This is a genomic window from Streptomyces sp. BBFR2, from assembly GCF_044497305.1.
Lineage (GTDB): Bacteria > Actinomycetota > Actinomycetes > Streptomycetales > Streptomycetaceae > Streptomyces.
Genome location: NZ_CP172415.1, coordinates 1,085,475 through 1,110,134 on the forward strand (window position 1 = coordinate 1,085,475; position 24,660 = coordinate 1,110,134).

The 24,660-nt window shown below is 69.5% G+C and carries 8 protein-coding genes (1 of these 8 cut by a window edge); 1 reads left to right on the plus strand and 7 read right to left on the minus strand.

Going from position 1 to position 24,660, the window contains the following annotated elements; translation table 11 throughout:
- The 7 genes from ACGH2B_RS03605 to ACGH2B_RS03635 all read right to left on the minus strand — a co-directional run.
- Positions 1-15,160 carry the 5' portion of an EndoU domain-containing protein gene (locus ACGH2B_RS03605; protein ID WP_399083945.1) on the minus strand. The gene continues 31,949 nt to the left of window position 1, outside the view, so 15,160 of the gene's 47,109 nt are visible here — the first part of the coding sequence; the start codon lies at positions 15,158-15,160; its stop codon lies off the left edge, out of view.
- 246 nt (positions 15,161-15,406) lie between these two features.
- Positions 15,407-15,781, minus strand: coding sequence for a hypothetical protein (locus ACGH2B_RS03610; protein WP_399083948.1), 375 nt, complete (start codon positions 15,779-15,781; stop codon positions 15,407-15,409).
- Positions 15,774-16,220 (minus strand): YbaB/EbfC family nucleoid-associated protein, encoded by a 447-nt coding sequence (locus ACGH2B_RS03615; protein ID WP_399083951.1) that lies wholly within the window; start codon positions 16,218-16,220, stop codon positions 15,774-15,776. Before ACGH2B_RS03615 ends, ACGH2B_RS03610 begins: the two co-directional genes overlap by 8 nt.
- Before the next feature lie 61 nt (positions 16,221-16,281).
- Positions 16,282-18,405 carry a hypothetical protein gene (locus ACGH2B_RS03620; protein ID WP_399083954.1) on the minus strand — a complete coding sequence of 708 codons (2,124 nt, stop codon included), beginning with the start codon at positions 18,403-18,405 and terminating at the stop codon, positions 16,282-16,284.
- Between the two features lie 30 nt (positions 18,406-18,435).
- On the minus strand, positions 18,436-18,882 hold the full coding sequence (locus ACGH2B_RS03625; protein WP_399083957.1) for a hypothetical protein: 447 nt from the start codon (positions 18,880-18,882) through the stop codon (positions 18,436-18,438).
- A gap of 31 nt (positions 18,883-18,913) precedes the next feature.
- A complete protein-coding gene (locus ACGH2B_RS03630; RefSeq protein WP_399083960.1) occupies positions 18,914-19,198 on the minus strand; it encodes a hypothetical protein in 285 nt (94 codons plus the stop codon).
- Positions 19,199-19,288: 90 nt separating this feature from the next.
- A complete protein-coding gene (locus ACGH2B_RS03635) occupies positions 19,289-19,633 on the minus strand; it encodes a hypothetical protein (protein ID WP_399083963.1) in 345 nt (114 codons plus the stop codon).
- Positions 19,634-20,387: 754 nt separating this feature from the next.
- Between ACGH2B_RS03635 and eccCa the strand changes: the two genes are divergently transcribed.
- Entirely contained in the window at positions 20,388-24,347 is a 3,960-nt protein-coding gene (gene eccCa / locus ACGH2B_RS03640; protein ID WP_399083966.1) for a type VII secretion protein EccCa, read from the plus strand.
- Positions 24,348-24,660: the final 313 nt, after the last annotated feature.

Here is a 24,660-nt window from a genome sequence, read left to right on the forward strand (position 1 = left end):
TGTGCTGTTCGGTGTCGGTGACGCGACGGTCGGAGGCGACGGTGATGCCGTCGACGACCCCGGCGATCTGCGGCCGGGCCCGTCCGGCGCGCCCGTGGACGGTGACCGCGCCCTTGGCGGTGCCCAGGAACGTGCCGCTGATGACGGGCGGTTGCTGCCAGCCACCGGAGACGAAGAGCTGCGGGAAGACCGCGCGCAGCGCCGCCGAGGAGTTCTGCTCGGCGACCTGCCGCGCCGCCGCGGTGCCCGGCCGGGTGAGGCTGCTGCTGCCCAGGACGGACGGCTGGTGCGGTGTGCCGGAGCCGGTGTCCTGCGACCGGGTGAGCCCGGTCTTCTCGCCATGGGCGAGGTCCAGGGCGACGATGACATGCTCCTGGAGGCGCCCGGCGCCGAGGGTGCCGTCGAGGACGATGACGTCCTTGTGCGCGAGGGCCTGGGTGAGCTTGGTGTGCTCGGCCTGCCACTGCTGCGGGGAGACATGGCCGGTGAGCTGCGGCACGGTGGGCACAGAGCCCTCGGTGGTGACCGTGCCGTCCGTCGCGGCGGGGGTGGTGTCCGGCTCGGTGCTCGGCCCGGCCATGTCCTGCCCGGTGGTAGCGCTCTCCTTCGCGGGGGTCAGCAGCAGCTCGGGATGGAGGTGCGTCAGACTGCCGACGGGCTCCAGGACGGTGATCTGCTTGCCGTCGGTGTCGGTGTGGGTGAGTTCGAGGTGATAGTCGGTCAGGAAGGCGGCGAAGGTACCGCTCACCGACAGCGAGGTCGTGACATCGGTCGTCTGGGAGCGGGTCTGCCCGCGGCTCGCCGTGGCGGCGGCCATGCCGGTGACGGCGCCGCCCATGCCTGCCGTCTGCTTCGGAGCGGTGCCGCTCACCGGGTCGTTCTGCTCGGTGAGGGCCGCGTCCGTGGTGGTGAGGGCGACACTCTGGGTGACAGAGGTGGAGATGCCGCTGGCCTGCGTGTAGGAGAGGCTGCGGTCCTCGTCCAGCGTGACACCGCTGCGCAGTCCCTGGAAGGCGGGCTTACCAGGTACCAGACGGATGAGCAGGTCACCCCGGGAGGTGGTGATCCGCATGCCCTCGCGGACCAGCTGGTAGTGGAGGCCGCCGTTGACCGCGTCCGACGTGAGCAGGGTCCGGACCTGGAGGCGCGTCTCGCCCTCCCGGGTCAGCGCGTCGTCCGTCAGGACCTTGCCGCCGAGCTTCCCGGCGAGGATGTCCAGTGCCCGCTCCGGGTCGAGCGTGCCCCGGATCGAGACGAACGAGGAGGTAACCGACGGCGGCTGCCACAGCTCCGGCTCCGGCAGCCCGGGCAGGCCGTTGGTGATCAGGCCGAGTCGTTCGGTGTCGGCGAGGTCGGCGAAGGTCTCCGCGCCACCGCGCACCACCGCGCCGCCGTGTGCCGTTTTGGCCGCGGCGGACGCCAGCCTGCGGGCCGGGTCGAGCGATTTGACGCCGGCGGTCATGTCGAAGCCGACCGCGTCGAAGCCGAGGCGGGCCTTACGGCCCGTACGGGTCTCGCTGAGTCCGGAGCTGAGGGCGAGGGTCTGGGAGACGCTCCGGGTGGTACCGCGGTTGAACAGCGTCAGAAGCGCGACCACTCCCTGGTTCACCTGGAACGCGCCGGGCTGGCCCACGTGGTAGGCGGTCGCGCCGACGATCTGGCCCTGGATGTTGATGGTCGTGGTGGAGGAGGAGCCGTGGCCGATGGTGAGGCTGCTGGGCACACCGTGCTTGAGGTCCAGCCCGGTGTCCACGACGTCGATGACGTACGGGCCGCGGACGCCGGTGCGCACCGCGAGCTGTAGCTGGTCACCGAAGACACCGTTGTGCGGCAGGGCGAGGACGACGATGCCGGTGGCAGGTGAGAGGTTCTCCAGCTGCCGGGTGAGCAGTTGGTGGGTGTGGGTGCCGGAGGTGGCCAGCCCCTTCCTCAGGGAGCCGCTCATCGGGGTGAGGATGTTCCGCGCGACCTCGACGAGGTCACCGGTATGCAGCAGCGGGCGCAGCGGCACCTGGAAGGTGGCCGCCAGTTGCTGTTGCTGCTGCCGGACGTGATCGATCCACTGCTGAGCGGTTTCGGACGGCAGCGTCCTGATCTCGCGTGCGGCCTGCTGGAAGGCGGGGCCCTCCTCCTGCCCCGGGGGCCTCTGGTCGAGCGGGGGCAGCTGCTCGGTGGACGGCTGGTGGACGGGCCGCAGGTTGGCTGGCATCAGGCTGTCCGGGTGGTGGACGTCCGCCTGTACGTCGATGACGAGAGCGCCGTCCTCGCGGCTGCTCAACTTCACCTGGGACGGCGGGATGTTGAGCAGCGCACCGGCGAACGGCCGCAACCACCGTCGGGGGACACCGAAGTACTCGGCACCGAACGTCAGCGTGCCCCGGTAGCGGTAGATGTGGGTGCGCTTCTCCGGGGAGGCACCGTATTCGGTCCCGGTGCCCCAGCCGGTCTCCGACCTGCCGGTGTGGGTCCTGCCGTAGGAGCCGACCACGCCGAGGGAGAGGACGTTGTACTTCTCGAGGATCTTGGCGCCGCCGTCGACGGTGGCGCCCAGCTGCCAGCCCTGCTGGGTCTCGGTGCTCGCGGAGATGTCCCGGGAGGTGGACACGGAGCCGCTGGTGCCGGAGCCGGTCACCAGCCCCAGGTACTCGCTCTGTGCCATCTCCAGCTTCACCGTCAACGGCAGCGTGTCGTCACGCAGCCGGCTCTTTCGGCGGAGGCTGAAGATGAGCGTCTCGGCGGAGAGAACCCACTTGCCGTCGACGAAGCGGGGGCCGCTCTCCAGGAGTTCGGGGATGCGGGTGTCCATCGCGTCCCCGTACAGGTGCAGCCGCTGCTGGTTCTCCTTGGCCTGGAGCAGCGTCTTGCCGGGGGTGGGGAACCGCGCGTCCTTGACCGGCAGTCCGAACGCCCGCCCCACGGGAGGCACCAGGCGGCGGAGTCCGTAGCCCACCCGCTGGTGCAGGGTGCGCTCGGCGACGACCATCTTCCGCACCCGGGACGACGCGTTCGTGACCAGCGCGTTCTCCACGTTCCGCGCGACCTGCTCCGGCAGGCGGACCCGTGGTACGGAGTCCCGGATCTGCGCGTCCCGGTCCGGGAGCGGCAGCGGCAGCACCCCGCCGCCCGTCAGGGCGTGGACGCCGGGGGATTCCGCGAGGGAGTCGGCGGGCGTGCTCGGCGGGGTGTGCGCCGGCGAGGGGTGGCGGTGCTGGGACAGGTCCGGCAGGGAGTGCGTCGAGGCGACGGAGGGGCTGGAGGGCGGCAGGAACTGCGTGGCGGTCCGCCGGAGCGCTGCACGGCGTCCCACTCCGCGCAGTGCGCGCGTGCGCAGCAGTTTGCGCCCGGGCCGCGCAGGCGCCTCGGTGAGGGGGGTGCTTCCCGTGATGCTGACGAAGTTCGGCATGGACAGGGACAGTTGTCCCGGCGCCAGCTCCTTCGGCCGCTGCGGTTCGGACGTCTCACCCGTGAGCTTCGGGTGCGGGGTGCGCAGCGCGGAGGGATCGGACGGCTTGATCCGCAGGTTGTTGTCCCAGCCGGTCAACGTGCGGGTGTCGTGCTCGGACAGGCGCAGCAGCGCATGGGCGGTCACCGTGTGCTCCAGCGGCGTCCCGTGCCCGCCGGAGCCGTCGCCGGTCCGCGCGGCGGCGCCGTGGAACACCTCGGAACTTCGGAAGCCGGCCTTCACGTAGCCGGGCTCGAAGGTGGCCTTCACCTTCAGCTGCACGTCGTACAGACCATGCAGCGCCTTGTTGCTCACCCCGAACTGGTTCTGCACCTTGTCGGACACAGCCACCGTCTTGGTCCGCCCGGTGGTGAGAACCCCGGTGCCAACGGCCCGGACCTGGTAGCCCGCCTGGTTGATCGACGGGCCCAGGGCCACATTGCCCGTGAGCTGGGTGGTCACCGCGCGGGTGTTGCCGACACCGATCGCGGTGTTCCGCTGGACCTTGCTCTCGCCCTCGACCTGCCGGACGAGCGTGACCGGCTTGCCGGGATCGATCTCGACGGAGTACGAGAGGCTGCCGACGACCCGGTTGTGGTCATCGTGGAGCTGGACGGTCTGCCGCCCTCCCTTGAGCGCCGGCATGAGCGTCTCGTGGACATTGGCCGCGGCGGTGTGCTCATGGAGCGAGTCCATGCCCGGCATCTTCGGCTTCAACTGTCCGTGGAAGCCCGCGACTTCACGGGCCCACTCGGTCAGCTCCGAGGTGAGGGCGAGGTGGTCGGCCACGGCCAGGTCGAGGTGGTGGCCCGGACTCGGGGTGAAGGACCGGGGAAAGGCCAGCGGTTTGTCGGACTGCTTCTCCGTCAGAGAGTCCGGCACCCGCCACCGGAAGCCGCCCTCGACGGTGAGGCGCACCGGTGCCCCGGCAGGGACCAGCCGCCCGCTCTCGCCGTAGGTGTACGGCTGCGCCTCGAAGTCCACGTTGTTGACGTAGGTGTGCGAGCCGCCGCTCGCGCCGACGGCGCGCTTGTCGGTGACCTTGGTCTGGAGCGTGGTGCTGTGGTTGGACTGGTTGATGGCCGCCGTGGCACCGGCGGTGATCAGGCTCCCGAACGGCGAGCCCGTCGTGATCCCGAAGGTGGCCCCGACCTGCACCGAAGCCGGCGTGTTGTAGACGCTGCCGACCGTGTCACTGCTGTTGGTGCCGGTCGTGACCTTGACTTCCTGCGGGTCCGCGTAGCGGCTGTGCTCGCCGAAGGTGTCGGCGGCGATGGCCAGCCCCATCGGTGTCCCGTCGAGGGCGGGGTACGTCAGCAGCACACCGTCGCCGAGCGAAGTACGAGCGGGCCTGGTCGCCCCCGTGCCGCTCCCCGTCTCCTGCCCACCGAGGTTCAGGAGGGTGTGCGGACGGCCCTCCATGACGCTGATGAGTTCTTTTTTCAGCCCGGCACGGGTTTCGGGAGAGATGTTCGTGAGACCGTCGATCAGCCGGTCCGCGATCTTCCTGGCCTCACGCAGGACGATTGTTGTACTGCCGACGAAAGCGACCTTCTGCTCCAGGCTGCTGCCGTCCTCGAAGACGTCGGTGCCGCCCTTGCGTCCGGCCGGCCGGACGCCGTCCGGCAGTTGGTGAATGATGACCGGCCGGTCCGCGTCGAGGTGTTCGACCGGCAGAGGCTTCACCTCGTTGTCGGCCACCGACTTCGGCGGGGCGCCGCCGTCCTCACGCGGGGCGAACACCACATGGCGCTGGAGCGCGCGCAGGTACTCCAGGCGCCGGGCGGCGACCTGCCGGGACCACTCCTCCTTGTTCAGGTACGGCTCCTGGTTCCCCAGGGCCCTCCACACCGCGATGTCCTCGCCGTACCTCTGCGCGGAGGTCTCCTCCGCCAGCCACTGATGGATCTCGTCGTGGGTGAGCGTGCGCGGCGGCTCGCCCGTGGTGACCGCGCCGGTCGTGGGCACGGTGTGCCTGACGGGCAGCCCCCCGGCACCGAGGCCCGGGGTCCAGACCAGGTCATCGACCTTCCGGGCAGGGAGGTCGTGGGCCGCGGCGAGCTGGTCGTACGCGTCCTCCAGCGCTGCGACCGTGCGCTGGATGTGACGGATGGCGGAGAGCGCCGCGCCCTGGAAGGCGCCGTTCACGTGCCGGATGACCACCTGGGGCCCGGCGCTGCCCAGGGTCGTGTGCGTGCCGTGCTCGTCGACGAGCGTCAGACGCAGTTTCAGCTCCTTGGCGACGGCCTCGACCGCCACCGCCACCGGTACGGCGCTCCAGTCGTCGCTCTGCACCAGGTGCTTGACCAGCACGCTGTAGTGATCTGGGGAGAGTCCGGACGGCTTACGGTCCTTCTTCAGAAAGGCTTCGTGGAACTGTTCGTCCAGGACGATCCCGGCGGCGTCCAACATCTCGTCGCTGACAAGCCTCTCCTCCAGCTTCACCTCGTGGGCGAGGGCACCCGAGACCGTCGCGGTGATCAGCTCGGACAGCGTGGTCGTCCCCTGCCCGCCGTCCGGGGAGCGGTACTGGTACGGCGACACCGTCCTCAGCACATGCGCGAGCGCCCTGACGAAGCCCGTACCGCCCGGCCGAGCCGTGTTGAGGAGGTAGGTCTCCCCGTCGGGGCCCTGGAGCTGCCTGCCGTCGCGTGTCACCTCGTAGGACGTGGCGTTCACGGAGGCGGGGGAGGTTTCCGCGGCGGTACCGGGCGTAGGGGCCGGCTGCTGCGTGACGGTGCCGGAGGGGCCCGTCTCCTGTGTCACCGCGCCGTTCCCCCGGTCGTCCTCCGAGGCGAAGGACACCTTCTTCGACCCCTGCCCGAGGCCGGTGGACGACGTGCCCGGGCTGTGCAGGATGGAGGTGGTGAGCGGGATCACAGACGGGTGCGGCAACAGGTGCGTGAAGTTGTCCGCACCCCTGCCGCCGGGCATGTCGAGCAGTTGCTGCACGCCGATGGTGGGGCGCACCATCCGCCCGTCGGGCCGCAGATCGATCGAGCTGTAGCGGGCCTCGCCGGTGGTCGGGACGGCCCCGGAAGCGGTCCCAGTCCCGGTACCGGGCAGCCGGCCGCCCATCCTGGGCTCGGCGATCTCGTTCCCCGCGGAGTCGTACCAGGTCACCTTGTTGTTCTGGTTGACGGCGTAGAGCTTCTGCACCGTCCCGCCCTGCTCGCCGAGGACGTACGACACCGCGCCCGGCCCCGCTTGGAGGAGGGTGTCCCTGACATCCGGCACGAAGGTGTCGGCGGTCTTCTTCGGCCCCTGCGCCAGCTTGTGACGGCGAGCCTGCCACTCGGCGTCGTCCGCGCGGACCTTCAGTCCATCGGACGGGTCCTGGGACATCGGGCCCGGGGAATCCTGATCCGACAGTTGGAACGACGTGGCCGCGCCCGGCTTCCGTACCGTACCGCCCCCGCCGAGGACGGAGTTCTCCCCCACCTGGTTGAGCAACCCCGGGTGGTTCTCCTCCACGAACTGCGTCAGCCCGGCGTCCGTTTCCTCGGAAGGTGTACGCACAGGCTGACCAGCAGTGGTGGGGCCGCGTAGCGTGAGTGCCGGCCCATTTTCCGGCAGCGGTGCGGTGGTACCGGAGAACGTGGCGGTCCGAGAGGCCGACGAGATGGAGTCCTCGTCCACCGGAAAAGAATCGAGCTGCGTGGAGCTCTGAGTTTCGGTGAGCGAATCACCCAGTTGCTTGTTCCACTCGGGAATCAGATCCGCATCGATCCGCCGGGCCAATGTGGTCATTTCCTGCTGGATGATGTCCCGCTCGGACGCCGACCCCACAGACTCAGCCGATAGGTTGCGCACCAAATCACCCAGCTCGGCGATTTCTTCACCGACCCACACCGCCAGCTCACGGGTGCGCCGCAAGGCGGGCTTTGTGGTCTCATATTTAACTTTTTCGAGCTGCCCGTCCTGCGGGATCTTCGCATGTTCCAAAGGCGCATCGAAGAGCTGCTTCTCGAGTTGCTTCTTCAGCCCCTCCCACTGGCTGGCCACCATTTCCCAGCGGGTTGGCGCATCCAGCCCCTGAAGGCTGGCACCGCTTTCGGGGCCACTGCCCAGCATTTCCTTCAGCAGGGCGAAACGCTGATTATTCTCGTCGTACCCAGGGTGCGCCGTTTTCTTCCACGAAGACGGCCGGAAAACCTTGAACTCACCGCGCCGCCCGGTCTCTTTGTCCGCCTCCAGGCCGAGCGCAGCGCCCTGGAACCCCTCCATTCCCTCAGGGATCTGCACGACATTCGTGGTACCTGCCCAGAACTCGTACCCCGCCCGGTCCGCGGTCTGCTGCGCCAATGTGACACCGGGCAGCACCTCGGCTCCCGCTCGGCACGTGATCAGGAGGCCCTGCGGTAGCTCCGATCCGGCCTGTGTAGCTGCCTCCCGGAGGTCATCGAAACTCTTGCGGCCACTCACCACGTCGCCGAGAGCCTGCCCCGAACCAACGTATTCGATGGTGACACCGTTCTGCGTCACCGCCATATGCGCCTTACCCGGCTCTCCATGCGTGACAACCAGGTAGAGGTAACGAGTCGCCTTCCACGGCACGGAACCCCATCGAAGAATCTTCAGAGGTTCATCAGCGACACTGTTCCCGGATTCACTGTCCGAACCTTCCTCGAACGGCTCCAGGTGCGCAAAACGTCGACTCGTCAGATCGAGCCCGGTATGGTTCCAGGCGGTGCTGCTGGCCTCGGGCGAAGCGTCGAGAACTCGCCCCTTGTACCGTCCGCCACCAGATTTGACCAGAACCGCCCTCTGGTCGAGAAGGCCGAGCTTCACAGGAATCGGCCGGCTCTCCCCGCGAGGAGTCAACCACACCTCATGTTCCGGGTTGATAAATTCATCGTTCTTACGGAATGCCCGCAAGGAAATCTCCGCACGGAAATGCCCGTCCGACGATGATGTCTTTACCTTGATCCGAAAATCCTTCTCGGTCAGCGAGGAGTTCCCTCCTCCCCCTGCCTTCTTGAGCTCGCCCTCCAGCGCCCTTCGTAGGATCTTAGAGACCTGGTCCCCCAGAGTTTTCCGGGTGTGCATCTTGCCGTCGGCAGCACCCGACGCCAAAGGCCCCTTTCCGGTGACCCGGATCTCGACTTCAGGCATGCGCAGGCCCTGCTGCTCGGCCTCCCTCGCCAAGTACGCCAGACGCAGGGCGGCCATCCGGAGATTCCCTCCGGCCTGCCGCATACCGCCCTCGGTGGGGAAGCTCGCAATGAACAACTCCGGCTTCGCTTCCGAAGACGCATCGCGACCGGTGCGGTCGTTGACGAAGATCTGGCGGAGGCGCTGCGCCAGGAAGCCGGAACCCTTACGATCCGTCCCCGACTTGACGTCCACGGCACGGGAGACCTCTGAGGGCCCCCGAAGGAACATCGTGGCTGCCGATTTCGAAAGCGTCGTCAGCAGGCTCTTGTTCTCTGCCTCCGATGGCTTCGGTGCTTCCTGGGCCACTCCACGGAGGGCGGGCCGCTCACTCGCGTGCTCCGGAACCGACATAGCGGTATCAGGGAGCTTGGTCTGTGTATCGGGCCATTGGCCGATGTGCTCGTCCGGCTGTGAGCTTGCCGGGGGGCCAGGTGTGCCTTCCGTGTTGTGGTCGCCCTGGTTCGGAGCACCGTCTTCTCCCCCTTCCTTCCCCTGCGGAGCGGAAGCGGGAGAAGTGGCCTCGCTTCGCTGCCGCTCCGGGACGGATTGGCCGCCCTTGTTCCCGGCGGGCTCCACGAACTGCGTCAGCCCGGTGTCCGCCTCCCCCGAGAGTTCATGGAGGACGGACTGCTCACCGAGGTGCTGCGCCCCCGGCTCACCGGTGGCGGGCAGCTTGGCCTGCATGTCCTGGAGCTGACCGATGAGCAGGTCCAGCGGCGACGCCGTGGGGAGGTTGGACGTGCCACCCGCGCCGTTGCCCAGGTGGTGCGTACCGGCTTCGTCCCCGTCCTTCGCCTTCGGAGCGGAGCCCTCCGCAGTGACCTGGTGCTCCTCCGGACCAAAGGAGACGTCCTCATCCCCCCGCGGCCCGTCCGAGCGCTTCGCCGGTGCCTCATGCCCAGCCCGCACGGGGGACGTTCCCGATCCGGTCTCGGAACCGGCTTCGGTGGATGTCCCCGTGTGCCGCGGTTGCGTGGTGGCGTCGGCGGTGAGGTGTCCGGAGGGCATCGGCTCATCCGGGTGCGCACCCTGCTGGACGAGCGCTCCCTCGCCGCGCCCGGCGGGCGCGTCGGCGTCCGGTTCCGGGGCGTGCTTCGTACCGTTCTCTCGCTGGTGGCGGACCCAGTTGTCGGCGTCGAGGTCCTCGGGGCCCCACAGCCCCTTGTAGGTCTCGAACCACTCCTCGCGGCCTTCGAGCCGTTCCAGTTCCGCCCGGTCGATGCCCCGGCCGGCGGCTGCTTCGTACAGGTTCTTCAGCCAGCCGTCCATCCCTGCGGTGGCACCCAGCTCGAAACCGAAGCGGTACGGAAGGTCGTTCCGCATGCTGTCCAGGCCGTCCCGCCAGGCGGGGAGCTGGTCGGCGTGGGCGGAGGGGGCGGGGTCCTCGTCGATGGCGTTCCCGGAGGGCTCGTCCGATCCGTTGTCCTGGGCTTCCCCGGGCTCACCGTCCTGCGGTTGCCGCTCCTGGTTCGTGCCGTCCGGGCGGTCGGCCCCGCCGGTCGGCTCCGCCCCGGCCTCCTGCGCCTCCTGTCCGCCCTCGGCGGGCTGTTCGGAGTGTGGGTCGGGCTGTGTCTGCGTGCCGGTCCCGGCGGGGGCCGCCGTCCCGCCGGGTTCGGCGCCCGACGCCCCCACGGGCTTGAACATCGCGTCGAACTGCGCCGTCACGCGCTCGACGTGGTCGCTGACGAACCGGTCCACGGCGTCGCGCGGCGCGGCCGGCATCTGGTCCTTGGCGAGGCTTTCCGCCTCGTAGCGGGCGGTCTCCGCCGCGACGTTCCGGGCGAGGGAGAGCGCCATCCGCTCATGGACGACCTCGGGGCGGGTCAGCTCGGCGATGAGGCTGTCGGCTCCGGCGGGGTCCCGGTCCGGGGTGTGGGCCCAGCTGTCCAGACGCTGGCGCAGCTCGCCTGCGAGGGAGAAGACGGCGGTGCGCTGCGCCGCCGCGTCGAGGCCGCGGATACCGAGCTGGAACTCTTCCTTGAATTCCGGGCTGAACTTGCCCAGGGCCTGCTTCCAGGCCCCCGCCGCGGCCTCCTGAACGGCCGCGATGATGTCCTTCGCTCCCGTCTCCTTGGCGATCTGGAGTTTGATCAGGTCGGTCAGGCCGTTCTCGTGGCCGGCGCGCGTCCTCTCCCAGATCTTCTCGCGCTGCGACAGCTCGGTGTCGCGCTGCTGCCGCCACTCCTGCTTGGCCGTCTCCAGACCGGCCTTGCTCTCCTCCTCCCATGCGGTGACCAGCGGCTCTCGCTTGGCGTCGCGTGCCGCCCGCCACTCACGGACCAGCTGCGCGGTGCGCTCGGAGTCGCGGGGCGGCCCCTCCCTGCGGAGCTTGTCCAGCTCCGCCTCGCCACGGTTCCGCTGTGCCTCCGCCAGCTGCGCCAGCTCGGGGGAGCCCTTGTGCTGCGCGGTCAGGTCCGCAAGCTCCTCCGCGTTCTTCGCCCTCTGCTCACCGAGCAGTTTCGTCAGCTCACCGCGCCACCCCTTCACCAGCTTCTTCGCGGTCCCGGCTTCGCCCTGCTCCTTCCACACCTGGAACTGGTCCCTCAGCCCCTTGGCCGAGCCGGACAGCCACGCACTCCGCAGCTCCGCCAGCCTGGCGGCGTCCTGCTCCCGCTGTTCCGCACGCCACTGCCGGATCTTCTCGGCGTCGCGCGCCTCCCACTTCTCCGCCAGACGCGCCAACTCGTCGTCGTGGAAGCGGCGCCGGGCGCTGTCGGGCTCGCCGAAGAGCCCCTTGCGGTCGCGCTCGTATGCCTCCATCCACTGCTGCCGCAACCGTTCACGGCCGCCCTCGGAGAGCGACGATTCGAGGTGCGCCGGCGCGGAGACCTCGTTACCCGACGCGTCACGCTCGCCCGAGGTGACACTGCCCTCCGTCTTCGTGAAGTGGGCCTCGGCCTCATCGTGCAGCGTGACGTCGGCTTCGGCGTCCTTGAACAGTGCGCGCAGGTCGGAGCTGATACTGGCGGACGTGACGAGTCGGTCGAGCGCGGCCCGGGCCCGGCGGTCGGCGGCGTCGGACGGAAGCGCGCCTTCGTCCCGGGCCTGCTGGAACACCTCGTCCAGACCCAGCAGCTTGGCATCCGTGGCCAGGGCGAAGGCGTCGACGAGCCGCTGCGGCGCCGCCTTCAGCAGACCGCTGCCCAGCTCCTGTTCGATCAGGGCACGCGCCCGGTCCTCGTAGGCCAGCCACGCCTGCTCGCGGGCCCGTTCACCGCGGGTGCGGAGCAGGGGCGGCTCGTCGCCGCCCTTGGGTCGCGACGGCGAGGTTTCGAGCGTGTCCAGCTCCCGCTGCCGCTCCGGGGAGAGGCTGCCGCGCCAGGTGTCGAAGAGGCTGTCGAACAAGCGGTGCAGCTGTTCCAGGTGGTGTTCGGTCACCCACTGCCGGTCGAGGTGGGCACGCAGGGCCTCCGGGGTGTCGAAGTGGTCGGGACCGCCGCCGTCGTCGGCGCCGTGGCGCAGTCGGTCCTGTTCCCTTTGCCGGAGGCGGGAGTAGACGTCACCGTCGAGGTTCTTGGCCTCGACCATCCAGTGCTCGGCCAGCGCCCCGAGCTTGTCCACGGTCACCTGGTCGGCGGTCCGCGGTCGTTCCGTGTACCAGTCGATGAGCGAACGGACCCGCTGCTCACCGGGGGTCGGGCCGTTCTCCGCACCGTGCGGGAAGGCGCCGCTGTCGCCGTACAGTTCCTCGGTCCACGCCTCGAAGACATCCTCGAAGCGCTGCTTGCGGGCGGCTTCCCGCTCCTTCTCCCGGAGTCCGGCCTCGCGTTCGGCCGCCATGAGGTTCTGCTTCTTCTGCCATGCGGTGCGGTGCGCGTCGGGGTCCTGCGGCACCGTCCAGGCGGGCGGCGTGGTGGCGGTGTGCTCGCCGTCCTGCGCCGTGGTGCTGGCCTCACCGGCCGTCCCATGGGCCCATGAGGGTGCCGGGGCGAATGCGGCGGCCGCGTCGGACGAGACGTGGAACTGCCCGGCGAGGGCGTCGTGCAGCTCCGTCAGGTACGCCTCGGCCTCCCCCCGCACCGTGCCCGCGTCGATGCCACCGGCGGGCTGCGGCTGCGTCTTGCCGGCCTCCAGCACCTGGAGTTCGGCCCACTCCTGACGTTCGCTCCGCGTCATCGGACGGAGCGGACCGTCCCCCTCCATGCCGCCGGGGTGGTTACGGGCCCGCTCCAAAAGGTCGACCAGTTCGGAGACCGAACGCTGCGGCGTGGCGTCGGGAGAGCCGGTAGCCGTGGGCACGGTGGCGTGGCCGGTCATCTCCGGCGAGGCGGTGTCGTGGGGGGCGGGCTCCGTGACGGGCGGGGTGGACGCCGGGTTCCCGGACTGCTCGGTGGCGGTGTGCGGTGCGTCCTGCTCTCCGCTCTCCGTTCGCACGGTGTCCGGCTGCGCGCCGGGGGATTTCTCCGAGGTGGCGGTGTGCGGCTGCTGCGTGGTGTCGTCCGCGGAGGGCTCCGTGGACGTCGTGGGACGGGATTCCGGCGCACCGGTGGAGGTCGTGTGTGGTGTGCCCTCCGGCTCCGTGGTTCCGGGGGCCTTCGGTTCGGTGGACGTGGGATGCGCCGATTCGGTGGAAACCGCGCCGGGCGACTCGGCCGAGGTCGTCTCCGGGCGGGAGGCGGCGGGCTCCTTGGCGCTCGTCTGCTGGGCACTGGACTGCTGAGCCCCGGTCTCGCGCGTACCGAACGTGGGCTGCCCTCCTGTCTGCGGTGCGGAGTGCTGCGGGCCGGCCGAGCCCTGTCCGTGCACGAGCGGCGTCGGCGGAATGACCTGCGGGTTCACCACACCGCTCGGCTGTCCGGCCCCCTCGTTCCCGCTCCCGTTCCCCTGCCCGGCGTCCGTCAGGTCCACCAGGTCCGCGCTCTCGGTCCTGAAGCCACCGGACGTGGCGCCGCCGCCCTGCCCCTGCGAGGCATCCGCTCCGGTGCCGAAGGAGCCGTCGTTGGTGCCTGTGGTGTCGGTGCTGCTGACAACGGAGATCTGGTCCGAGGCCAGCAGGGGCCGCGTCTCCTCCGAGCCCCAGTTGCCTCCCGAGGTGTCGTTGACGCCCCCGGTCGCGTCGATTCCCGGCGCCTTCCCGAAGACATCCCCGAGCTTGTCCCACCCGGCGCCGAGGGCCTGGCCGATGGGCGGCATGACGTACTCGCCCAGTCCGCGGCCGGCGGCGCCGAGGACCGCGCCGCCGGCGAACGCCTCGGGCCGCAGCTTCCACTCACCTTCCAGGGCGTACGAGGTGACGCCGTCGGCGAGCATGTTGTTGACGCCGTCCAGGGCCACGCCGGTACCGAAACCGGCGGCCTTGTAGAGGAAGTTGCCGTGCAGGTGGTCCTTCATCGCCTGGTTCAGCGTGTCGGGAACCTGCTGGGAGAAGAAGTGTCCGCCGCTCTCGCCCAGGGCGCCCTTGTACTCCTGCTTCGCGACGATCTGGGACAGTTCGTGCTTGAGGAGAGCCTGGTCGCCGCCCGGCGTCCGGTAGTGCTTGACGACCGCTTCGCCCCACTCCTTGCCCAGCTCCTTGTTGCCCAGGTGCTTGCCGAAGAGGTTCTCGGTCTTCGAGGTGAACGCCTCGGCGATGCTGCCGCTGCCGGTCTTCTTGAAGCCCTGGTCGAACTGGGCCTGGGTATTGCTGAGGAGGTTGGCGAGGTCCTTGGCGAAGGTGCCCCGCGCGGCCGGATCCTTGATCACGTCGGAGAGCGGAACTGCCAGCGCCTTCTCCTCGGCGGCGCCCACCTTTCCGGCTGCCTCGACGCCCTCCCCGATCGCGGGCGCCACCTTGGAGCCCGCCCCGAAGACGCCCTTGCCGAACTTGTTGGTGATCTCGCCACCGACCAGGTGGTTCAGCTCCTGAGTGAGGGCGCCCTTCGTGCCCTTCCCGATGGCGTTGCCGATCGCCTTGCCGATGCCGACACCGATGAGGTCGAACGGGGCGGCGATGGCGCCGCCGATGGCACCGCCGACCGTGCTCTGGATGAGCAGCTTCTCGTCGTGGCCCTTGCGGTGGTGCTGGTCGATCTGACGCTGCTGGATAGCCCAGTCGGTGAGGGCGCCGATGCCGGCGCCGAGGGCCGTCTGCAGCAGGACGGACTTCGCCAGCCCCGTCAGCACCTGGACGATGAACTCCCGGACCATCGCGTATTCCATGCTCATACCGAGCATCACGGCGGGGCCGAGCGCGAACGACAGGGCGGCCATGAACGCCATCTGCGCGATCATGCCGAAGATCTGGCCGATGACCGACCACTTGGCGTACTCGACCTGGGTGGCCGTCTCGTCGGCGTTCTCCGCGAGCTGTTCGGCCTGCTTACCGACCATGGCGAGGTACGGATTGTCCCCGGCGCACATCTGGTTGACCAGGTTCAGGAACGAATCCGCGGTGTCGCCGCTGAAGCCCTCGCTGATGTCGCGGGAGACCTGGCTGAACAGTTCCTGGATACCGCCGAAGTCCCCGCCCACCCGGCGGTAGTAGTCCGCGGCCTCCCGGAGCTGGTCCTCGTTGGCCTCGGGCCACTGCATGCCCAACGCGTTGAGAACGTTGATGACGTCCTGGCTGGGCATCAGGGCCATGGCGGGATCCTTTCCTGACCACGGGCCGTGTGCCTCGCCGAAGGCTCATGCGCCCGGGGTGTGACGCTGTGGGGGAAGGGCGCGGGCCGCGCGGACCGCACGCCGGGTGTTCGGTGGCCACCCGCGGACGGGGGCCGGGGTGCGCCGGGGAGGACGCCGGTCGGCTATGGCTCGGCGGCCGTCCTCTTCCGAGGCCGGCCGCCGCACCGTGGGTGCCGTGGATACGGAGGAGCTGGGGCGGGGCGGCTACCCCTTGTGGTCCCCCTTGTGCTCCCCCTTCTGTGCCTTCTTGGCCTCATCGACCATCTTGTCCCAGGAGGTGGCGAAGTGTTCCGCGTCCGCCTTCGCCGCGTCGAAGATCTTCATGGCGTCCTGGCCGCCCTCGCCGGTGGAGGCGGTCATGTCCCGGAGCGTCTTCGCGAGGTCGGTGAGCACCTGGGTGCCCACCCCGGCGACCTTCTTGTACGCCTTGGCGGTGTCGTCGTTCTGGCCGCCGGCCGTCAGGTTCAACTGGTTGATGTGGTCGATCTCGTGGGAGACCTTGTCGACGAGGTCCGCGATCCCGTGGTAGTTGCCGAAGAGACGCTTGAGGTCCTCGGCGGTCTTGATTTCCTCAGCCATCGGTCTCGTCCTCGTCGTCGCGGTAGGTACGCGGACCGTCCGGCATACCGTCCTTCAGTCCCATCTTCTGCCGGACCTCGCGCATCATCCGTAGCTGGTCGGTGCCGCCGAGCATGGATTCGCGGACCTCCTCGCTGAAGCCCATCATCGGCGACACGGCCCGGGTCACCGTCTCGTGCACCTCCAGGCGGGCCTTCTCCAGGAGCTGCACCAGGGTCCGGCCCAGTTCGGCGGGGGCCATCGAGCGGTACGCCTCGCCCTGGAACTTGATCTCCCGGACGTCGGACTGCGTGCCCATGATCACGGTGATGGAGCGGTCCTTGGAGGTGACCTTCACCGTCTGCTGGGCCAGTCGCTCCTGTGTCTCCTGGAGCTTGCTGCGGTGATCGGCGAGCCGCCCCATGATGTCGTTGAGCTGTTCCTGATAACCGCTGCTCATCGTCCGACCTCGTTCCCGTACGTCACTGCTGTTGTTTCCGCGCTGCCCTGCGGCACCGCCGTCATCCGCCGATCACGCCGGGTGTGGTGCCCTCATCGGTGCCCCACACCTCCTCGTCCTCGTCGATCAAGATGTTGCTGTGCTGCTCCTGCTGCCCAGGGGCCCCGCCGCCACCGCCGCCGCCCATGGGCGGCACCATCGGGGAGCCCGACGAGGTGCTCCGCCCGCCCGCGGTGGCCTCGCCCAGGACACGCCCGCCGCCGGGGCTCCTGGTACCGGGCGGAATTTCCTCGCCGGGCGGGACGGAACCGCCGTTGCGCAGCGAGGTGTTGCTCATACCGGTGTTGGTGCGCAGGAGATCGCCGCCGCTGCCGACCCGGGCGAGGTTCTTGCCGAACGCGCCTTCGCCGACGCCACCGCCCAGGCCACCGCCGCCACCCAGACCGCCGCCACCGCCCAGACCGGGGCTGAAGGTCTTGAGGCTGCTCGGCGGGGGCGGGGGGCCGTTGGAGCCCGGCGGCTTCTGGAGGTACTCGGCGAGCTTCTTGTTGGGGTTGAACTCGTGGTTGCCCACGGTGTTGCCGGTCCCGTAGCCGTTGCCGTTGCCCATTCCGGCGGGCGAGGTGAGCTTGGCGCCGGACGGCACACCCGAGATCTTGTGGCCGGTGCTGTCGGTGGCGAACTTGCCGTCGGGCCGGGTGACGGTCCCATTCGAGTTGATCTTGGAACCGTACGGAACGCTGAGCGCCTTGCCGTTCTTGTCCTTGAGCGGCTTGCCGTCGGGGCCGACGAGCTGGGAGTGGGGAAGCCCCGAACCGGGACCGCCGGGCCCGTCCTTGCCGCCGTTCTTGTCGGAGATGCCGGACGAGAAGCTGCCGACCTTCGGCATGGGCGGAGGCACCATGCCACCGGGCGGCTGGTTGCCGTGCTGGTCGACGCCCTTTCCGTCGAGGCCACCGGTGCCGCCGCCGTTCTGCTGGGCGAACTGCTTCTTCACATCGTCGATCGACGGCGGGTTGGCGCTGCCCCCGGTGCCGCCGGTGCCGCCGACGCCCTCGCCGCCCCCGCCTTCGGTCCCGCCGCCGGTCTTGGCGTTGAACTGCTTGTTGAGGTCCTGCAGCGCGTTGCCGCCGCCGCTCTTGTTCTGGTTCAGCAGCGACGCCAGGTCCTGGTTGGTGCCCCCGCCCGTCTTGTTGTTCCCCAGGGGGTTCGGCGAGTGCGGCATCCTCAGCCGCAACGGGCTGAGCGCCTCGGGAATGGCCGAGGTCGCCGTGTTGTAGCTGCTCTCCAGCGACTGCATATGTGTCTTCGCCGGCTCATCGAGCTTGGTGCGGACGTTGGTCAGCCACATCTCCTTGGCGCGCGACTGCACCTTGTCCCAGAACGCCTGGGTCGCCGGGTCGCCGAACTTCGAACCGGTGACTTTGGGGGTCTGGCCATCGAACTCGATGTGCACCCCCTGCATCGCTTCCTGGAGCGCGTCGTGGGTCGCGTTGACCGGCGCGGCCAGCCGGTCGTTGTACCAGTTGCGGAACGCTTCCTGGAGTCCGACCAGGGTGTTGTGGAGCTGGACGCGTGCCTGGTCGATGTCCCCGGTGAAGTCCCGGGGGTTGATCATCTCCATGCGCAGCCGTTCGAGCTCTTTGGCGTGGCCCTCCAGCACCGCCCGGAAGACCCCGGCGGAGCTGCCCTGCCAGTTGGAGTCCTCGTCGTCGATGGTCTTGGCCCAGCTCTCGATGAGCTCACTGGCCTTCTGGATACGCCCCTCCAGCCACCGGGCGGTGTTGGAGGCGGTGTCGAAACTGCCGAGGCTGACGAATTCGTTGCCCTTGAGGGTGCCCGACAGCGGCGACAGGATTTCGTCGGCCTGGTGGAAGAAGCGGTACAGCGGGCCGTCGGAGCTGTTCAGCATGGCCCAGTCCATGTTGACGCCGAGGACATAGGCACGGTTCGAGCCGCCGAGAGCCTCGTTCCGCGCGTTCGGCAACGTGTAGTTGAACGACCACCAGACGTCGTAGTGCGGATCGAAGCTCTGGCTCGCGTCCGACGACACCCCGCCGTCGCTCATACTCGCGACGAACCACGACGGCCCGCCGTCCGTACCGATCTCCGAACTGTCCGTCACCTTCTTCCCGGTGCCGGCGAAGGCTTTGAGGGCTTGCCCCCACGTCCAGTCCGTGCCCATGCCTCGGTATCTCCTGTCAGCCTGTCGTACTCAGGACGCGCTCGGCGGCGACGTGTAGCTGCCGCCGCCACCGCCCAGACCGCCCAGGATGTCCTGGAGGTTCTCCATCATCTGGGCGGCCGTCAGCTCGGTTTCCTTCTCGCCGTCGTCGAGAACCTGATTGACGGTCATCAGGTCGGTCGACAGATTTCCCATCGTCTTGGCGAAGGCGTCGAGCTGCTGCTTGAGGCTCTTGCAGAACATCTCGTACCGCACCTGAAGAGCCTGCCCGGCCGGGAAATCCTTGCTTCCGGAGAGGAGTTTGGCGTAACCGCCGGGGCCCATCGAACCGCCGGCGAACGCACCCAGATTCCGGTAGTCGTCGTTGTTCCGGAAGTCGTCGAGGAATTCGTTGATCTTCTGCTTGGCGAATTCCTCCAGGTACCCCTCGGTGATCTTGACGTTACCGGTACCGGAACCGCCCTCGTGTTCAGTCACGGGGTGGACACCTTTCTCTCGACGCGGGCCGTCAGAAGATGTTGCTGCCCTTGTTGTCGGCGTCGATGATCGCCTGGATCATGTTCTCCAGTGCCGTCGTGCCCTGCTGGTGGGCGGTGTGCATTTCCGCCTCGGCGGCCTGGACGGCGTTCTGGACCTCCTGCCAGGCGGTGGAGGTGGCGCCCTCGAAGCTCTGCTTGATGGGGTTGAGCTGGTTGATCATGTCGTCCAGCGCCGCCTTCATCTCGGTGTTCGCCTGGGTCAGCTCCATGGCGTCCTGACGCGCCCGGTCGACCAGGAGATGAGTGTCAGCCATGTCGGCTCCTTGAGTGAGAAGAAGAATGTGGGAGGGAATTTTGACGCCCCGCGGTCGGCAAGGGCGCCCATCGCGGGGAATTCCCGTGAATCAGCCCTTGCCGCCGAGGACGCCCTGGATGTTGTCCAGGTCGCCGCCCCAGCCGGCCGCGTGCTGCTGCGCCTCGTCCGCACCGGAGTCCAGCACCTGGTTGGCCTGCTGAAGGTTGGCGTGGAGGTTGTTCACCTTCTGCGAGACCTGGTTGTAGGCCTCGATCCACTCCTGCATCTTCTGCTGGAACTGCGTGCTGGCCACCGACTGGAAGTTGGCCGCCACACCGGTGGTGACGATGTCGTTCACCTTCTGCCCGGAGGTGCGCATCTTCTCCATCTGACCTTCCAGAATCACCATCGCGTTCTGGAGATCCTGATCCTTCTTTGAAATGGCACCGGACATGGTGCGCCGTCCTTTCGAGAGGGTTTTCAGCTACTGGTCACGGGCGGATGCGGCCGGGGCCGCGTCCGTCGCGCGCGCGTACGGGGAGCGGGGCGGGCGTCATACACGCCGGGCGGCGACGAGGCCATGTCGTCCCGGCGCGGTGCGTGCGGTGCCCGATACGGCACCTCCTCCGTCGTGGATGACGGCGCCGAAGGCGCGACCGCGACCAGGGTAGGCGCGGGCACCGGACACGTAGTCATACCAATGGTTGACGTTCCACGCTTTTCCGGCACGCCTCCCGGGCTTTCCGGCACGCCTCCCGGGCCGGGCGCCGGACGCGCGGCGCGCGCGACCGCCCGTACGCCACGGGCAGACGGCACCGCGGCGACGGGGCGCACCGCCCACCGCACCGGCGCCACGCACCGCGCCACCGGCGACGCCGGGGCGTCGGACGGCAGCGGGCCGGCGGGGGCCGACGAGGTGTCCTTCACTGCGGTTCGCTCTCCTTGTCCGGGAAATACGTCCGGGTCGACGTGGAATGCGGGGAACACTATCGTGACCGCCCATCAGCATTTCGGTACGGAGCGTACTCCCGACAGTTGAGGATGTATGCACAGCAGCGTTTGAACCCGGCTCCTCACCTCTGCACCCCCACTCGTCTTTGCTGCCCCGCTTCTGCAAATAACTCTCGCCCCTCCCCCTGGCCCCTCCGGGTGCGTCCGCGCTCCGGGGCCGGTGCAGCAGGGTCCGGCCGCCCGAAGGAAGGTCCGTCTTGAGCACCGTCACATTCCGCCGACCACCACGCCGTCCCGGGCCACAGCTACCCGACGGGGAGCTGAGCCTCCAGGAGCCGCCGACGCTGCCGGAGGCGCAGGGCGGGCTCTCGGGCGTGATCACGTATCTGCCCATGGCGCTCAGCTCGATGGGCATGATGCTGATCTTCCTGCGGCCGGGGTCCGGCGGGGCGCTCAGCTATGTCGCGATGGGCATGATGGCGCTGTCCGCGATCGGCATGCTGGCCACCCAGTTCATGCGCAGCTCCCAGGACCGCAAGCGGAAGCTGCGCGGGGAGCGCCGCGACTACCTGCGGTACCTGGCGACCAGCCGGCGCCGGGTGCGGAAGGTCATCAACCAGCAGCGGCAGGCGCTGGCCTGGCAGCACCCCGAGCCGCCCGCCCTGTGGTCGCTGGCCCGCACCAGCCGGCTGTGGGAGCGCCGGCTGACCCACGAGGACTTCGGCGAGGTGCGGATCGCCCGCGGCTCCCGCCAGCTCGCGACGAAGCTGTCGCCGCTGTCCACCAAGCCGGTCGAGGACCTGGAACCGCTCTGCGCCCATGCGCTGCGGCGGTTCATCCGCGCGTACGGCACGGTGGCCGACCAGCCCGTGGCCGTCCGGCTGCGGACGTACTCCCGGATCGTCTTCGACGGTGACGAGGAGATCGCGCGGGGCACGGTGCGGGGGATGCTGGCCCAGCTCGCGGTCTTCCACGCCCCGCGTGACCTGGACATCGTCGTCGTCGCGGACGGTGAGTCGCGGACGGCGTGGGAGTGGGTGAAGTGGCTGCCGCACGCGCAGCACTCGGTGGAGAGCGACGGCGCGGGCGCCGCCCGGCTGGTGACCGACACCGTCTCCGAGCTGGAGGGGCTGCTGGGTGAGGAGTTCGCGCAGCGGCCGAAGTTCGCCCCGGACAACGAGCCCAGCCGGGACGAGCCGTACACCGTGATCGTGCTGGACAGCTCGAACGTGCCGCAGGGCGCCCGGGTCGCCGGCCCCGGCTACAGCAACGCGGTGGTCCTGGACGTCCGCGGGGCGCTGGGGCAGAAGCCGTCCCGGCACGCGCTGCGGCTGCGGATCGTCGACGGTGAGCTGCGGATGCTGGGCACCGACCGCAACGGCAAGGAGACCGAGTCGGCGGTGGGGCGCCCGGAGACGATGGGCTCCGCCGCCGTCCGCGCGCTGGCCGCCACCGTCGCGTCGTACCGGCCGGGCGTCGCCGCGCAGTCGGACGCGCCGCTGGAGCAGGACATGGACCTGGCGGGGCTGCTGGGCATCGCCGATCTGCACAAGGCGCCGCTGGACCGGCTGATGACGCGGTCGCGCGCGGAGCGGCTGCGGGTGCCGATCGGCCTGTCGGCGGACGGATCGCCGGTGGAGCTGGACATCAAGGAGTCGGCGCAGGGCGGTATGGGCCCGCACGGCATGCTGATCGGTGCGACCGGTTCCGGTAAGTCGGAGCTGCTGCGCACGCTGGTGCTGGCGCTGGCGCTGACCCACTCCTCCGAGACGCTCAACTTCGTCCTGGTGGACTTCAAGGGCGGCGCGACCTTCCTCGGCCTGGACCAGCTACCGCACACCTCCGCCGTGATCACCAACCTGGCGGACGAGACGGCGCTGGTCGAGCGCATGAAGGACGCCCTGCACGGCGAGATGATCCGCCGCCAGGAGCTGCTGCGGAAGGCCGGCAACTACTCGTCGGCGCTGGAGTACGAGCGGGCCCGGGAGGGCGGCGCGGCGCTCGAACCGCTGCCGACGCTGTTCGTGGTGGTCGACGAGTTCAGCGAACTGCTCGCCGCGCACCGCGACTTCATGGAGCTGTTCGTGATGATCGGGCGGCTCGGGCGCAGCCTCGGCGTGCATCTGCTGCTCGCCTCGCAGCGCCTCGACGAGGGCCGGATGCACCAGTTGGAGTCGCATCTGTCGTACCGGATCGGTCTGCGGACGTTCTCCGCGATGGAGAGCCGGGGCGTGCTGGGCGTACCGGACGCGTACAACCTGCCGTCGCAGCCGGGCAGCGGTCTGCTGAAGAACGACGTGGGCACGCTCACCCGCTTCAAGGCGGCGTACGTCTCGGGCCCCTACCGGGCCGCGCGGCGCGCCGTGCAGCAGGCGGTGATCGCCGGTCAGGTGGTGCCGTTCGGTACGACATGGGTGGCGCAGCGGCAGTTGCCCCAGGCGGCGCCCGAGCCGCTGCCGGAGGAGCTGGACGAGAACGCGCCGAGCCTGCTGGACATCGCCGCCGACCGGCTGCGGGAGCACCCCTCACGCCCGGCGCACCAGGTGTGGCTGCCGCCGCTTCAGGCGCCGCCCACGCTGGATCTGCTGCTGCCGCCGCTGGCGGCGGTCCCGGGCCGCGGTCTGGCACCCGTCGAGCAGTCCGGTCCGCGGCTCTCGGTGCCGGTCGGCGTGGTGGACCGGCCGTTCGACCAGCGGCGCGATCCGCTGCTGGCGGACCTGTCGGGCTCCGGTGGCCACGTCGGCATCGCCGGTGGTCCGCAGAGCGGCAAGAGCAACCTGGTCCGTACGCTGATCACCTCGCTGGCGCTCACCCACACCCCGCGTGAGGTGCAGTTCTACTGCCTGGACTTCGGTGGCGGTTCGCTGTCGGGCCTCTCCCGGCTGCCGCACGTCGGCGGGGTGACGGGCCGGCTCGACCCCGAGCGCGTGGTGCGCACGATGGCCGAGGTCACCGGCGTGATCGCGCGCCGTGAGCGGCAGTTCGCGGAGCTGGGCATCGAGTCGATGGAGGACTTCCGGCGCCGCCGGGCGGCCGGGGAGCTGGCCGACGAGAAGTTCGGCGACGTGTTCCTGGTCGTGGACGGCTGGAGCACGATCCGGCAGGACTTCATGGACCTGGTGCCGACGTTCAACCTCATCTCCTCGCGCGGGCTGAGCTTCGGCGTGCACCTGATCATCGCGTCGACCCGCTGGGGCGAGATCAGCAGCGGGCTGCGCGACCAGCTCGGCACCCGTTTCGAGCTGCGGCTCGGCGATCCGGTCGACTCGGTGATCAACATGCGGGCGGCGGACACCGTCCCGAAGATCCCCGGCCGCGGTATGACGCAGGAGCGGCTGCACTTCCTGACCGCGCTGCCCCGCCTGGACGGCGAGGCGCAGGCGGCGACCGTCAGCGAGGGCGTGTCCGCGCTGGTCGACAGCGTGCGCGAGGCGTGGGACGGGCCGTCGGCGCCGGCCGTGCGGATGCTGCCGCTGGAGCTTGACGCGGCGACGCTGCCGGAGCCCGAGGGCGATCTGCGGGTGCCGCTGGGCCTGGAGGACCAGCGGCTGGAGCCGCTGTGGCACGACTTCGAGGCCCATCCGCACCTCATCGTCATCGGCGACGCGGAGACCGGCAAGACCAACCTGCTCAAGCTGATCTGCAAGGCCGTCGCCGAGCGGTACACGCCCGACCAGGGCCGGATGATGCTGGTGGACTTCCGCCGCACGCTGGCCTCCGGGGTGCCGGAGTCGCACCGGCTGGGCTACGCGGTGGCCACCGACAAGCTGCGGCAGATGGTCGAGGGCGTGGCCCGCGCGATGCGTGAGCGGGTGCCGGGGCCGGACATCGCCCCGGAGCGGCTGAGCAAGCGGGACTGGTGGACCGGCCCGCAGCTCTTCGTCGTCGTCGACGACTTCGAGATGGTCGGCGGCGGGGGCATGGGGCCGAGCCCCTTCGCGCCGCTGCTGGAGTTCCTGCCGCAGGGCAACGAGCTGGGCCTGCACCTGATCGTCGCCCGCAGCGCCAACGGCGCCTCCCGCGGCATCTCCGATCAGTTGCTGCGCCAGCTCCTGGAGTGCAACACCCCGGCGCTGATGCTGTCCTGCCCGCCGTCGGAGGGCATGTTCCTGCCGGGCGTGAAGCCGCGCCAGATGACCACCGGCCGCGGTCTGTACGTCACCCGCCGGGGCACCACACAGGTCCAGACGGGCATGTTGGGGGCGACCGGGGCGTAGCCCCGCACCCGGCTCGTCCGGGGGTCCCGATGACTCCCGGACGAGCCGCCCCCATCACTTGCTTCTGCAAATTCAATACGGTTCCCGCGAAAAGGAACACCGCTGACCGCTTTTCCCTGAGTAGGAAATTCGGACGGTGCACCACCCCCACTTGGAGGGTTTTCCGAGGGAAAAGAGAAATCCCCGTGTCCGGCCGCCGGCCGCACGGGGATTCCTTTTTCCGCAATATCGGCACCGAGGAGGCGCAAAATGAGCGCTCACGGCCGGGCGGGAGGCGGACGGCAGGCGGGGCAGGGCCGGGGACCGTACGGCG

What these genes read in the sequence shown, in the direction of transcription:
- ACGH2B_RS03610 (WP_399083948.1), bottom strand. Translation starts at nt 15,781, where the DNA reads ATGGCTGAGGAAATCAAGACCGCCGAGGACCTCAAGCGTCTCTTCGGC.
- ACGH2B_RS03615 (WP_399083951.1), bottom strand. Translation starts at nt 16,220, where the DNA reads ATGAGCAGCGGTTATCAGGAACAGCTCAACGACATCATGGGGCGGCTC.
- ACGH2B_RS03620 (WP_399083954.1), bottom strand. Translation starts at nt 18,405, where the DNA reads ATGGGCACGGACTGGACGTGGGGGCAAGCCCTCAAAGCCTTCGCCGGC.
- ACGH2B_RS03630 (WP_399083960.1), bottom strand. Translation starts at nt 19,198, where the DNA reads ATGGCTGACACTCATCTCCTGGTCGACCGGGCGCGTCAGGACGCCATG.
- ACGH2B_RS03635 (WP_399083963.1), bottom strand. Translation starts at nt 19,633, where the DNA reads ATGTCCGGTGCCATTTCAAAGAAGGATCAGGATCTCCAGAACGCGATG.